The sequence below is a fragment of the Epilithonimonas sp. genome, from assembly GCF_032054305.1.
Taxonomy (GTDB): Bacteria; Bacteroidota; Bacteroidia; order Flavobacteriales; family Weeksellaceae; genus Epilithonimonas.
Map to the genome: position 1 here is coordinate 407,599 of NZ_DAMBSX010000003.1, position 14,538 is coordinate 422,136.

13 protein-coding genes are annotated in these 14,538 nt (G+C 35.4%); 3 read left to right on the forward strand and 10 right to left on the reverse strand.

Translation table 11 applies throughout. The annotated features are described in order from the left end of the window. Positions 1-49: 49 nt before the first annotated feature. On the reverse strand, positions 50-823 hold the full coding sequence (locus RTX21_RS08680; RefSeq protein ID WP_312766877.1) for a ParA family protein: 774 nt from the start codon (positions 821-823) through the stop codon (positions 50-52). 188 nt (positions 824-1,011) lie between these two features. Then, positions 1,012-1,842, reverse strand: coding sequence for an energy transducer TonB (locus RTX21_RS08685; protein WP_312766879.1), 831 nt, complete (start codon positions 1,840-1,842; stop codon positions 1,012-1,014). Positions 1,843-2,019: 177 nt separating this feature from the next. Between RTX21_RS08685 and RTX21_RS08690 the strand changes: the two genes are divergently transcribed. Next, complete coding sequence (locus tag RTX21_RS08690) at positions 2,020-3,351, forward strand: aspartyl protease family protein (RefSeq protein WP_312766881.1); 1,332 nt, start codon at positions 2,020-2,022, stop codon at positions 3,349-3,351. 25 nt (positions 3,352-3,376) lie between these two features. Next, positions 3,377-3,901 (forward strand): hypothetical protein, encoded by a 525-nt coding sequence (locus tag RTX21_RS08695; RefSeq protein WP_312766882.1) that lies wholly within the window; start codon positions 3,377-3,379, stop codon positions 3,899-3,901. Here RTX21_RS08695 and RTX21_RS08700 read toward each other — a convergent pair. From RTX21_RS08700 to RTX21_RS08710, 3 genes are read right to left on the reverse strand one after another with little or no spacing between them, the layout of a single operon-like run. Continuing rightward, the gene (locus tag RTX21_RS08700) at positions 3,891-4,724 is read right to left on the reverse strand and encodes a glycosyltransferase family 2 protein (protein ID WP_312766884.1); all 834 of its coding nucleotides are present in this window, start codon (positions 4,722-4,724) and stop codon (positions 3,891-3,893) included. The two genes, RTX21_RS08695 and RTX21_RS08700, sit on opposite strands and share 11 nt — an antisense overlap. Then, positions 4,721-5,335: a recombination mediator RecR gene (gene recR / locus RTX21_RS08705; protein ID WP_312766885.1), complete on the reverse strand. Its 615-nt coding sequence runs from the start codon at positions 5,333-5,335 to the stop codon at positions 4,721-4,723. Before recR ends, RTX21_RS08700 begins: the two co-directional genes overlap by 4 nt. A gap of 44 nt (positions 5,336-5,379) precedes the next feature. Further along, a complete protein-coding gene (locus RTX21_RS08710) occupies positions 5,380-5,874 on the reverse strand; it encodes a dihydrofolate reductase (RefSeq protein WP_312766886.1) in 495 nt (164 codons plus the stop codon). A gap of 153 nt (positions 5,875-6,027) precedes the next feature. Between RTX21_RS08710 and RTX21_RS08715 the strand changes: the two genes are divergently transcribed. Beyond that, positions 6,028-7,044, forward strand: coding sequence for a glutaminyl-peptide cyclotransferase (locus RTX21_RS08715; protein ID WP_312766888.1), 1,017 nt, complete (start codon positions 6,028-6,030; stop codon positions 7,042-7,044). 50 nt (positions 7,045-7,094) lie between these two features. Here RTX21_RS08715 and RTX21_RS08720 read toward each other — a convergent pair whose 3' ends face one another. The 5 genes from RTX21_RS08720 to RTX21_RS08740 form a co-directional block, all read right to left on the reverse strand. Then, positions 7,095-7,556 carry a DUF6759 domain-containing protein gene (locus RTX21_RS08720; protein ID WP_312766889.1) on the reverse strand — a complete coding sequence of 154 codons (462 nt, stop codon included), beginning with the start codon at positions 7,554-7,556 and terminating at the stop codon, positions 7,095-7,097. Next, the gene (trmB, locus tag RTX21_RS08725) at positions 7,549-8,235 is read right to left on the reverse strand and encodes a tRNA (guanosine(46)-N7)-methyltransferase TrmB (protein WP_312766891.1); all 687 of its coding nucleotides are present in this window, start codon (positions 8,233-8,235) and stop codon (positions 7,549-7,551) included. The genes RTX21_RS08720 and trmB overlap by 8 nt, the downstream gene beginning before the upstream one ends. Before the next feature lie 108 nt (positions 8,236-8,343). Then, positions 8,344-9,144, reverse strand: a complete 801-nt coding sequence (locus tag RTX21_RS08730) for a hypothetical protein (protein ID WP_312766892.1) — start codon at positions 9,142-9,144, stop codon at positions 8,344-8,346. Between the two features lie 140 nt (positions 9,145-9,284). Beyond that, entirely contained in the window at positions 9,285-11,981 is a 2,697-nt protein-coding gene (locus RTX21_RS08735) for a gliding motility-associated C-terminal domain-containing protein (protein ID WP_312766893.1), read from the reverse strand. A gap of 115 nt (positions 11,982-12,096) precedes the next feature. Continuing rightward, complete coding sequence (locus RTX21_RS08740; protein ID WP_312766894.1) at positions 12,097-14,466, reverse strand: choice-of-anchor L domain-containing protein; 2,370 nt, start codon at positions 14,464-14,466, stop codon at positions 12,097-12,099. Positions 14,467-14,538 lie beyond the last annotated feature (72 nt).

Below are 14,538 nucleotides of genomic sequence, written 5' to 3' on the forward strand. Positions count from 1 at the left end.
GACAATTAGTAAATGATAATCAATGAAATATTATTTCAAAAAAATCATTTTAATTTTTAATTAATTTTTCGTTCTTCAGAAGCACTTCCTCTGCCAGCTGAATATACTGGATAGCACCTTTGCTTTCTGCGTCATATTTCAGGATACTTTCTCCAAAACTTGGTGCTTCACTAAGGCGTACATTTCTACTGATAATTGTTTCGAAGACCATTTCCGGGAAATGCGAATTCACTTCTTCTACAACTTGATTTGACAATCTCAAACGACTATCATACATTGTCAGCAATAATCCTTCTATGTCAAGATCCTGGTTATGGATCTTCTGAACATTTTTAATGGTATTCAGTAATTTACCAAGACCTTCCAGAGCAAAATATTCACATTGGATCGGAATAATAACAGAATCCGCAGCAGTCAAAGCATTGATGGTGATCAAACCTAAACTTGGTGCACAATCTATAATGATATAATCATACTGATCTTTAATCGGACTCAGAGCCTCTCGCATCATATATTCTCGATTATCACGGTCCACCAATTCTATCTCGGCTGCTACCAAATCAATGTGCGAAGGGATAATATCTACGTTTGGCGAACTGGTTGGCAGAATACATTTGGTAACTTCCACACTGTGTTCCAGCAAATTATATGTGGAGAAATTAACTTCCTCTACACCCAAACCAGAAGTTGCATTAGCCTGTGGATCTGCATCTATCAAAAGAATTCTCTTTTCTAAAACACCTAAGGCCGATGCCAGATTTACAGCAGTTGTCGTCTTACCAACACCTCCTTTCTGATTCGCAACGCCAATGATTTTTCCCATAAATATTAATTTAATCCTCAAAAATACAATTTTTTAGGACTAAGAATGTTTTGAAAAACCCATCAATCCGTTAAAGTATTGTTAATTAACAAGTTGGTAAACAAAAAAATTATCCACATTTCCCTTGAAAATGTGGATAATTATAAAGTCCTGAATTATTTAGAATCAATATACCATTGATTATCAAATTACTCAATCTTCATCGAAATCGGCATTCTGAATGAAGATCTCACAGATTTCCCTTTCAATTGGGCTGGAGTCCATTTTGTTTTAATTGACTTCACAGCTCTTTCTGCTTCTGAGTTGAAATCTGAATTGGAACCATTAACTTTCAAATTGGAAATACTTCCGTCTTTTTCTACTACAAAAGTAATGATCGCAGAAATCATTCCATCTTGACCAACAGATTCCGTATCGAATCCTTGGGCTACCTTTTGACGAAAAGCATTAATTCCGCCTTTAAAATCTGCTGCAACATCTGCTTCGTTTTGATTTATCAGCTTGTTTGGATCTTCAGCCGGTTGTGGAGTTGGAGGATTATAAGGAGCTACAGTTGGCAGCCCTGGAATTGTTGCTGGAGGAGCGACTGTAATTGTTGTCTCTTCTCCTGGCTTAGTTTCTGTTCCTATTGCAGCACCTTCAAAATCTTTTTTTGTTGGAAGCGGTTTCTCTTTTCTCACTTCGCGAACTGGGTTATATTCTGGATTTTCTACTGTTTTAATATTTTGCTGAACTGGTGAAGTTGGTGTTGGTTTGGGCTTATCCGGTTGATCAACATTTTTTAAAATTACCGGACCAGAAGTTGGGAGCTCGGTAATAATTGGGTCAGATTTAAGCGCCGAAATTAAAAACGGAATTACAGAAACCGACGCAATAAAAGCAGTTCCTATGAATAGAGCTTTTGTAAGTTGATTAGAATATTCATTTCGAAGAACATAGGCACCATAAGCTTTATTTCTATTGGAGAAAACGATTTCGTCCAAATTGTCTTTCCCGAAGATAGTTGATAGATTTTTCATAACTAATAAATTAAAATTAAATGATTGACAACATATTTTACAATTGAATAAAAATCTATCAAATAACATTCCATTTTATATACTAAAAATCAAACAAATTATGAAATACATAAATATTTTAAAATTCAATCCAAAGAATTATTAAACTTGTAAAAAAATAATATGTAATTTGATGTGATGAAAATTAAATTGTTTTTATGCCTGCTTTGGAGTTTCTGCATCTGCGCCCAGGACGGTTTTGTTTTGGAAAACATAGATAAGACCGTCATCAAATTCAAGCTGATCAACAACCTCATCTTCATTCCTATGACGATAAATGGGGTTGAACTTAATTTCATGTTAGACTCCGGCATATCAGAAACTTTGCTTTTCAGTCTTGAAAATAAAGAAGTCGATTTTAAAAATATTGAGAAGATCACCTTCAAAGGTCTGGGCGAAACGGTAAGTGTAGAAGCATTGAAATCTATAAAAAATAACATTAGAATCGGAGAACATTTTGTCGACAGATCACACACTGTCTTTATTGTTCTGGATGAAGACTTCAACATATCTCAAGATATTGGAGTTCCTGTAAACGGGATTATCGGTTATTATTTTTTCAAGAATCACCCAATCGAGATCAATTATCTGAAGAAAACCATCACGGTCTACAAAGACAACACCAAATTTCCGAAAAGAGTAAAAAGATATTCGGAATTCCCGATGAGCGTAGAGATGAACAAACCATATATGTTTGCCGATGTGGAAATGAAGCATGATAAACAAAGTTCAAAACTTCTTCTCGATCTCGGAAACACAGATTCTGTTTGGCTATTCCCTACACTTATAAAAGATTTTATCTATAACCGTCCGAATATTGATGATTTTTTGGGACGTGGCTTCAGTGGTGATATTTTTGGAAAAAGAAGCAGAATCAATTCTCTTTATATTGGAAACTTCAGGCTCGACAAACCCATAGCTTCTATGCCGGATGAATTTTCTATACAGCATTTGAAACTTGTGAAAGACAGGAAAGGCTCAATTGGCTCAGAGATTCTAAGACGGTTTTCCGTGATCTTCGATTATTCTGGCAAGAAAATTTATTTTAAAGCCAACCAACACCTGAACGACCCTTTTCTCATCGATGGAAGCGGACTGGAAATAAAACAGGATGGTCTGATCTGGGAAAAAGAACAAGTGCAGGTACAGACCGCGAAAAAGAACTCTGCAAGCAACGAGATCAATGTTCTTGATAATAGTAATAATTTTCAGTACAAATTTACACTCAAGCCTATTTTTCTAGTTTCAGGGACGAGAAAAGATTCGCCGGCGCAAAAAGCAGGAATCAATAAGAACGATGAGCTTGTCAAAATTGATAATAAAAATGCGAAAGATCTGACCCTGAACAAGATCCATCTCATCCTGAAAACAGATGTAAGCAAAAAAATAAAACTAGAAGTGAAAAGAAATGGTCTTCCAATGAAATTCGAATTCACGCTAGAAGACCCGATTCCTTATATTGAGGAATAATTATTGGATTTAAAATTAAAAAAACATGAGCGAGACGTTGAACCATATCAGAAACAGGCCAAGATTCAAACTGTACACGGATCTATCCTTGGAAGAATATGAATCTAACCTGAGAAATTATTTGGATAAAAATAAGGACAAATTCTATGGGAATATCAATAAGGAAGTAGCGACAATCTTTGTAAGGACCAAAGAAGAAAGCTATTGGAAACCTAATCTGGCCTTAAGAATTGAAAAAGAAGATGACACAACAACGGTAATCCGTGGAATTTTTGGCCCAAGTCCGGCAGTATGGACATTTTTCATGTTTCTTTATTTTCTTCTCACCGTTGCCTGGATGACTTTTTTCACACTGTATTATGTGGAAAAACAAATCAATACCAACAACTATCCTTGGGCATTACCCGCCTCGTTTGCTATATTGATATTAATTGCTCTCACCTACTTTGCAGTAAGATTCGGTCAATTGAAAGCTAAAGAAGAAATGGGAGAATTGAGGAAATTTGCAGAAGAATCTACTTTCCATACAGAGAAAAAAATCAATTCCTGATCTTTCTGGCTTCGATAAAATGTTTGAATTTCAATCCGATCTTCATTAATAAATACTGAAACGGTTTCTGTTTTTTGTAATATTTTCCAATAAAAATATCCATTGCTCCGAAAAATCTTTTGAGATAAATCTGATCTTTTACCGTACTTTCCCCTTTGTAATGAAGTATAGAGTATTTGCCGTAATAAAAATTCTTATAACCTTTTCGAAGAATCGTATAGCAAAGATCAATATCTTCTCCATACATAAAATAACGTTCATCAAAGCCTCCAACTTCTTCATATACAGATTTTTTCACAAGAAGGTTTGCACCTGTCATTACAGCAACTTCTGCAATTCCAAACTCATCCACATCATTTCTGTAATAAGTTTTGGAATCATCACGGAGTTTTGTGAATAATTTTTCAAAGGAATTGACCAGAGCCGGAACAGATCTTTTACTTTCTGGTAGGAACTCCCCTTTTGCATTATGCATCCTAAGTCCAATAGCTCCAATATTTTTTTGACTATCCGCAAAATCCAATATCTCCATGAAATAATCACCCTCTATCTCCGTATCAGGATTCAAGATATAGACATATTCGCCCTTTGCGGCTTTTACACCGATGTTATTTGCTTTGGAGAATCCAAGATTTTCTTTTGACTCTATAAAATTTACAGTTGGGAAGTCCGCAATAAGTGTTTTCCATGAAGAGTTTTGAGAGGCATTATCTACGACAATAATTTCGTACTCAAAACCATGGAAATATTTTTGAATGGAAAGAATGCAGTTTTTCAAAAGATCACCAACCTGATAATGAACAATAATAACACTCAGTTTCATAGGCCGGCTTCGTTATATGATGTTCTATTGATAATGGACCTGCCAAGCGAGATTTCATCAGCATATTCCAACTCATCTCCTACAGCAATTCCGCGGGCGATATTAGAAAATGCAACGTCCTGATCTTTAAATTTTTTATAAATGTAATAGGCAGTAGTTTCTCCTTCCATTGTGGAACTTAACGCAAAAATCACCTCTTTTATTGTGTGAGACTTTATTTTTTTTTCCAAACTATCAATTCTTAACTGACTTGGACCGATACCTTCCATTGGAGAGATCTTCCCTCCCAAAACCAAATATCGTCCGTTATATTTTCCCGTATTTTCAATCGCCATCACATCTCTTACATCCTCCACCACACAAAGCAACTCAGCATTTCTTTTATCATCACTACAAATCTCACAGATCTCCTGATCAGAAAAGTTATGACATTCTTTGCAATATTTGATATCTGTAACCAGATTCTGTATAGCCGTCCCCAAAGAAACACCTTGAGAAGATGGTTGACGGAGCAAGTGCAATGCTAATCTAAGCGCCGATCGCCTGCCAATTCCAGGCAAACCTGCGATTTCTTCTATTGCCTTTGATAATACTTTACTTGGATAATCCATTATTAAGAAAAAAAATTCAAGATTTAAGAATCAAAATTGGATTTTTAATTTTTATTAATTTTTTCGTAGGTCTGGAAACAGAAGTCGTAATTGTTCTTGTCATCTTTTGCATGACACACCTCATCTATTTTTTGCCAGAATTTGGGGCTAATATTGGGAAAAAAAGTATCCGCATCCACTTCAGCGTCCACTTGCGTGATCTCTAATCTATCTGCAAACTCCATAGTTTGTTTATAAATCTCTCCACCACCTATGATAAAAATATTCTCGTTGATTTTTTTAGCAAATTTAATAGCTTCCTTAAGTGTGGAAACAATCAACACACCTTCCTGAAACCAGTTCTCTTTTCTGCTTACTACAATATTAGTACGGTTAGGTAAAGCTTTCCCAATACTCTCATAGGTCTTTCTCCCCATTATCACCGGATGATTCTCCGTCAGAGTTTTGAAATGCTTCAGGTCTTTTGGCAGATGCCAAAGTAACCGGTTGTCTTTTCCTAAGGTATTATTTTTTCCTATAGCTGCAATTATCGTGGTCATAACATTACAAATCTACATTATTCTGTTTAATTAAGAAAAATTTATGAGACCTTAGTTTTCATAATTTTGTATTTTTGGGCATTATTCATAAAAAATCAATCTTTCCAAAAGAATTATAAAATTATAATTCGGGAATAAAACAGCCACTTTTAAATGAAAAAGATTCTCATCACCTGTTTTGCATTATTGATACTTGCAAGTTGCAACAAGGACAAAGACATATTGAATTCTTTGAACGAGCACAATATTGCCGTACAGAACAAAGGTTATCATTTTGGAGACAAATTACAATTGCCTCAAGATGTTTTGGATTATGCAGAAGCTATTACTATAACTTATGGAGATAAAGAAACAAGCAATCTTTCTATTGATCCCAATTTTTTCTCTTTGGGAGAGAATGATGTTACTTTCAATATCAAAACCAAAGGAGGCGAGGTCCTATATCAAGATGCAACCATCAATGTTTTTGCAAAAGCCAAAGCACGAGCGATCCCTTACGAAATCGTGAATCAATATCCGCATGACACAGATAATTTCACAGAAGGATTTGAGAATCATGGAGATGTAATCTACGAAAGTGTAGGCCTTGAAGGAAAATCAAAATTGATGAAATACACTTTGGGAAGCAGAACACCACTTTTGGAAGTTGCTCAACCAAGTAATATTTTTTCTGAAGGAATCACAGTGTTTGGAGACAAGATTTATCAATTGACTTATCGTTCTAAAAAAGGGCTGATCTATGACATGAACATGAAACTGATAAAGGAATTCGATTATCCAGAGGAAATTGCAGAAGGTTGGGGAATGACAAATGATGGTAAAAACCTGATCGTTTCCGATGGAACCAAGAACATATATTTCCTTGATCCAGAAAATCCTTCAAAAGTATTGAGAACTATAGCTATCGCCAGTGACAAGGAAGGTTATGACCAAATCAACGAGTTGGAATATCATAACGGGGCTCTATATTCTAATGTCTGGCAAAAACCCATCATACTTCAGATCAATCCTGCTAACGGAGAAGTTACGGGAATAATTGACCTAAGCAACATTGCCAAACAAAACACATCTGGAAATGATGATGTCCTGAACGGAATCGCTTTCAAAGGTGATAACATGTTAATTACAGGAAAGAACTGGAGCAAGATCTATGAAATCATCATAAAATAATTCGCTTTCGTCTATCATAAAAAAATCTTCCAAGAATATTGGAAGATTTTTTATTGAATCACTGGCTCAACAGTTATAGGTGCCGGTTCATTTTTCACGAAAGTATATTTTATATTCAATTGTGTATTTTCTGCGAAAGTCTTTTTTGTTTTGTAGGCTCCTTTACAAACTTCGGATGTCAACTCATAATCGCCCTGCTCCAGAATTATACTTTCTGCTTTTTTGGAACCAACAGGCAAACTATAATTCTTTGTCCCAATAATGTTCATTGTAAAATCACAATCAGAGTCATTATTGATGATCAAAACCATACTTTTATTAGATTCATCAGAATTGAAAAGCTGATTGAGTAGACTTACCGCTTTGTTTTCCACAATTAGTTTTTCTTGATTTTGCTTAAACTGGTCTATTCCTAATGATACTTCCGAGTTTTTCCTCAGAATAGGAGAAACAGAACTAGTTGCACAACTTGCCAAACAACCACCCAAAATAAGCAAGATCAGTTTATTCATCTTTCAATTTAAATTTTATATAAGTTATCGTTTTTCCTTTGGAAGAAAATAATTCCTCATAATATGTCCTCACATCTCTAAGAAGTGGCGTATCAGGTTGATATTCCAGAGCGCCGTAAATATCATGGTGCGCAGTCAAAACCTCATGTCCCAAACCTTGCAAAAGCCCCAAAGTATAGCCATGTAAGTACTCTGAATCTGTCTTCAAATGAATCACGCCATCTTTTTTCAAAATACGTTTGTACCTATCCAAAAATTCCGGATTCGTAAGCCTGTGCTTGGTTCTTCTGTATTTGATCTGTGGGTCTGGAAATGTGATCCAAATCTCAGACACTTCATTCTCTGCAAACACATTATCTATGAGCTCTATCTGGGTTCTAAGAAAAGCTACATTGTTAAGACCTTTATCAATCGCTTCTTTTGCACCGAACCAGAATCTGGCTCCTTTGATATCTACTCCGATGAAATTCTTATCCGGGAAAGATTTTGCCAACCCGACAGAATACTCGCCTTTACCACATCCAAGTTCCAAAACAATAGGATTGCTATTTCCAAAGAACTCGCGCCATTTTCCTTTGTGTTCAAAATCATTGATGGCTTGTTCTCTTGTAGGTTGAATTACATTATTTAAACGTCTGTTCTCTTCGAATCTAGCAAGTTTGTTTTTTCCTTTTCCCATTTATAATTCTTCTTTCCAATTTTAAAAACGCAATAAAAATAAATAATTTTAATGATTTACAATAAAATAATTCATTATTATTTGATAATTTATATAAAAAATATTTTATTATTTGATTTCACTTCCTGCAACTTGCATCAGATGCGAGTTCTGTAGCCTTCTAAGATATATCGGCAAATACTTCTCTATATATATCTTCGCAGCTTCATAATTATCCGTCTCCAGAAAAGCAGTAATGTTATCAGAACTATAAACAAACTGCAGGAAATTAGGTATCAATTCCTTTGGTATCTTCATTTTAACAAAGTAATCATCTCCGAAATAATTCTGCAGGTCCTTGATATGCTTACTCATCTTTTCGTATTGATAATACCGTTCTTTCTTTTTCTTTTCTCCTGATATCAAATCAAAAATACTATCGATACTGAAACTCAGACCTTGATTAAAAGACAGAACGGGAATATCAGGCGATGTTCCATCTCCTTTCGGCTCGGGCAACCCAATCATTTTTTTCAATTCAAATGCTTTTTCAGAAGATTTCAACATAGCAACATCTCTTCTCAAATTACCTGTTGGACGAAAAGAACTTAGAATTACCTCCTGAATCTCATAATAAGCGATCTGTAGCTCTACAAAGTTTTTATTTCTTTCCAACATCTGTTCTGTAACTGTAATATCTTTCCTCTCCGTAGCAATGGAAGTGAATCTGATCACATCGCCTTTTTTCGCCAAAATACGGAACTCACCATTATAATTAGCAACAACACTCTTGTGTTCATTAACATTGGTCACATAGACCTGATTGAGATAAAGACTGGACTTATCTCTGATATAAATTTCACCATTAAGGAATTGCCCATAAACACAGGCCATGCAAAACAATGTCAAAATTGTGAATATCTTCTTCATATTGTCGGCAAATTTATACAGAAATATGCGCAGAAGCATTACAAAAAAAAACCGATTAGGTTAAAATTTTATTAAACTTTATCGGTTTTTTGTTAAGTAATTAGAATTAAATTTTTTTTTGAAATAGAATTAATATATTTTTAATTTGAACTCCTATTTTTAAGATGGATCCAACCTGTCATAATATCGGGCTCTGCATTTTCAAAATCCTGCCATTGAAGGAAATACCAATAGGTCCCTGTGGAAATAGTAATCCCATTTTCTTTACCTGTCCATATGAAATCATTCGCCGTAGACCCTTCAAATATTTTTCGTCCATTCCTGTCAAAAATTTGGAATTTTGGATTGATCTTATAAGAGAGCATAGACATATCTGTTGTATCATTTTTCCCATCTCCATTTGGTGTGATTATATTTGAGATTCCCACAACAAAAAAGGTCTTTACAACCGGATAGCAATTATCTGCGGATTTTACGTAGACTGTATAACTACCTTTTCCATCTTTGACGGGAAGTGTGCTTGACGAGCTATAATCCGCATCTAACGGCAAATAATCTAATGGCCCATTTTTTTTGATATAATATAGATATGGAGAATTTCCCTTAGTCACACTTATAGTAACAAAAGTATTATCTTTCACATCTATGGTATTGATCACAGGCAACTCAAAAGTTTTGAGTGCTATCTCTGCTGGTTTGTCGATGTTATCGCAACCATAGATATTGGTAACTTTGACATAGATAGATTTACCAGGCTCAGACTTGTAACTTTCCACCTGATAGTAAGGATTGGCTGAATTAGTCTCCGGAATTTTTTGCGTCAATGCTAAATCTTCGAAGTACTCATATTTAACATATGTTGAATCCTGATTAACAGTTTTTTCAAAAATAGCCTTTAAATCATAAACCCCGTTCCCATCAAAATCAACACACTGTACATCTTCCATGTTCGTCAAATTGATCTGAGCAATATTAACAGTAACTGTAACTTCTTCGGAATCAGGAATCGTAGCCGTTCCTTCGAAATAATATGTGAATGTCACGGTTTTTAAATCTGTATTCTCCGGATTAAAAATTATCTTATGGGCAGATCTATCATAATCCACCGACCCGCCTTCCGGCTTCTCTGTAACAATAACACTATCCCAGTCAATCGGCTTTAACGGATCTGAGGAAAACGCCACAGGTATTTCAACAATTTTGCAGTTGCCTGTATCAAAGCTTTTTGTTGTGAACTCCGGACATTTGGTATAAATATATGGATCAGTCGTGAAAGAACCACAATCTGATTTGGAAATTTTACAATAATAACTCCCCGAACCATAATTTTCCGGATCTATAAAAAATAAATCTGCTCCCGATGCAATCAATGCACCATTATAATACCATTCGTAAGAATCATAACCATCATCAACTTTCAATTCTGTATCTCCAATAGTACACGTACCTGTTTTGATAATTTGAGGTACCGAGCTAAAGCCTCCAAAAAAGCCTCCATAACCAACAGCCTTATCACCACCAGCCAAGCCTGCTGTAACAGCCTTTGTAGAATATATAGACAGATTCCCTTTTACATTTTTTTTAGTAAACAGAACCCATTCGGAAGTTCCGGAAACAGGATAGGGTCCATATGAACCATTTAGCACTTCTCCATTCATTGTTACCTGAGCTCCATTTCTAGTAATGATATTAACATTAGTATCAAAATCATCTTTGGTCCCAATTTGATTCACTTCCGGCAACTCCACGATTTGATTAGGCAACAAACAATTAAGTGCGGGAATCATATTCATCCCGCCCGAAGCCGAGTCGAAAAGCGCACTGCCTGCCAAAAGCTGATAGACATATATATCTTCTGTACTTTTAATATACATATTATAGACATCCGGCGCCTGCATTTTATAAGATTCTGAACCGTAGATAATTTTATATTTTCCTTTATCTAACGTATATACAACTGGACTATCATTAATAGTAAACTTAGTACCATCTTTTGTAGACAGCACTATAACACGTTCTGAGTCTATCCCCCCTTGATTGGAAGCACGAATAGGCCCATTACCCTTTCCAATCACATATTCTTTCCCTAATCGATTAACTGGGGTCGTCTGATCCATAAGTATATCATTCCCACCGGAAGAGTTGACATAAGTCCCATTAAAACTACCATTTGTAACGCTAATAGGTCTATCTGAACGAATGTTTGCACCTATCAATCCATAGTAATTTTCATCAGGATCGCCTAAGCCTGTAGAATCCACAACATAAGGAGATCTGTTGGGGACAGAGACCATATAAGAATCACCTTTGTTTAATTTCACATTAATCTCCGGCACCTGTGTCCCATTTTGGAATTTAATATTTGGATTATAGCCACTGATTTTGACAGAAGTATTATTTTCTGTTGCAAGTATATTAACTTGTGAACTCAGATTTGCCTGTTGGACTGACAGGGGAGTCATCATTGCATAAAAATCCGTGCCGAGTCCTGCGAAGCCTTTGGAATTAATAATCTCCGCATGAGGACCTCTTAATAATCTCAAATTAGCAAAAAATTTTCGGCTACCAATAAGATGTAATCCTCTTTTTGCTATTAAAAATGTATCCGAAGCATCAAGTGTAGTAATAACTTTTGGAGCAAGCTTAATGTACTTTGGACTCCCTTTCCGAATAGTTACTCTGTTTATTTCTACTTCGCCAGAATAGACGACAACCTCAAAATCATCAACAGAATCAGTTGACAGATATAAAAAATCACCATTCAAGCTGTTGTCATAGCCTGGGGTTGAATAATTAAAAGTATCAAACATCGGTGCAAACCAATGCTCGGTATCCATCTGGGCAGATATATTTATCGATAATAGGAAAAATAGCAGAATTTGTAATATTTTCTTCATGGTTAGGTCGAAAGTATTACAAATGTAAAAAAAGCAATCTATTATTTCACCACAATTAATCCCTATTTTTAAGAAGAATCCAGCCTGTATGTTGTACTCTTTTAGGATTTCCGGATTCATTCCATTCTAGAACATACCAATATGATGAAGTGGACAGCGGTCTTCCATTCAGTTTTCCATTCCATATATATTGATTCTCGGGGCTTCCTTTGAAAACCAAAGCTCCATTTCTGTCAAAAATTTCGAGCCTGGGCTCTAATTTTGTCATAAGGTCCGAATAATCAATCGTATCATTTTTCCCATCATCATTGGGAGTGATGACATTCTTAACATTAATAATAGAAAAATCCCTTGTCACATATCCGCAAGCATCCATAACTTCTATCGTATGATCGCCTTTTGGAATATTTTCAAAAACATTTGAAAAAGTATTTTCTTTTCCGTCTAAAAAGTATCTATACGGTGGGATACCATTTGAAACCAGAACCGTTGCATTATTTCCATCTATCAAAATATTATCAATCGCCAGATCGGCAGGTTCCGAAACCTTTACAGATTGTTTATAAACACAACCATTGAATCCCAACTCTACAATATAATCATCCGCAGAGAGTTTTGGAGTATCGTGTGAAGTGCTAATAGATTTTGATGGATCAGATGCTTTATACCACTTATATGAGGTAAATCCCAAACCTGCATCGAGGCTTACTTGATCCCCTTTACAAATCAAAGTATCTTTTAATGTCGTTGATCTTTTCGGTTGTTTGAACAAAAGCCTGAACGATCCATAATTAGGACAAGTACCTACAGCAGAATTTTCTATTCTTACATAATAAATCAAATCAGCATTGGTTAGGCTAAGTTTTGGATTAATATTGGCAACAGTAGAAGCACCTCCCATTTTAGCTTCGGCTTCTGTTTTGTAAAACGTTTTAGTTGTCCCTATGACATTGGTCATTTCACTATCCACTATAGCTTCAAGATTCACATCTTTGAATCCATCTAGTTCATCATCACATATATCGAAAGTTGGTGTGACATTTTGAGGGTAATTCATTACAAGCGGCTGACCGTGATAAAACTGAACTTGATAAGAATTTGGCGCACAACTGAACGCGCCAACTTTAACCGTAATAATCTCAGGGTTTTGTGTAAACTTAAATTCCTTATCTGGATCAATTAAAACTCCTGTTGAAGTATAATAAGACGTTTTGAAATCTCTGGAAAAATTTTTGACAATTTGAAAATTATAATCAGACAATACGGCTGAAAAACTACCATCAAAATCAACATCACAAATAGCAATAGGAGAAGTATCTATTTGTGCAATTGGAGCATCTTCTACCCTTACATTTCCAGCGAGCGTACAACCACTACTCAATTCAATTCTAAGCCTATAATCTCCCGGAGTATACACTTGATAGGAAGGATTGGATGACAACACAACACCTGGGCTGCTTTCTTCTGTCCATTTATAAATTGCTCCCACATCACTTATTAAATCTTTAGGCATTAATGTAATACCCGTTATATTATCACAAATAATAGCAGAATCATCAGTTTCTATATTTGGTAAAAGATCGATATTCCCTGTAAAACTACCAGCTTCCAAAAACACTGCGGAATCATACTGATAGTTCGTCTCATCTGCAATTACGAGTTTGATGTGATAAAGTTTACCTGGTACAATATCAGCAACCGCCGTTAATATCTTTGTTTGACCATTAAAATTGGTTGGACTATCGTTCGTGCCAGTACTATTACTATTGTATCCTATAAAGCCATCAAAATATTTTGTATTCTCTCTGGCGTTGATCGTGGTTACTGACACGGGCTCATTAGTTCCGGGAACCAGTGCGATATTGGTATATGCGTCTGCACTTCCTGCTTCTTTGATCAAAAAAGCAAAAGCATCACTATATCGATAATTGCCCGGATAATATTCTTCTGATAAGAAAAGATATCTAAAACTGACTTTGCTACTCAATGATGATGTAAAATCAAACTCCAATATAGTAGCATCTGTAAAATCTGACTTAGGTTTCCCCATTGCGTCAGCCAAATCTTGATCTGCGGGCCAATCCGTAAGACCTGCCACACTTTGTATACTGGAAGATTTTGGACCGGGAGCTAACAAGACGCTTCCAGTTGATAAAATAATCCCTTCATCCATTGCCAGATTACTTCTTCCTTTGGTAAAATAACCATAACTAGAATCGCCCGCACCTATATTACCTCCTGTAACTGAAACGTTAGAAATTGATACGCAACTGGAGTTTTTTGTACCAATGAATTTTTCTACCAATTCTTGTGGCGAATATGTACTATTATCCACCGTAATCTGCGCCTGTCCAAAAAAGGAAAAAAGCACAGAGCAAATCATATAGATTCTGACAAGGAATTTATTAGAATCGACCTCTTTCATTTAACATAATTAGTCTGCAAAAATATTCAATATTTACGACATAAAAAATCCTGCTATATTTTACAGCAGGAT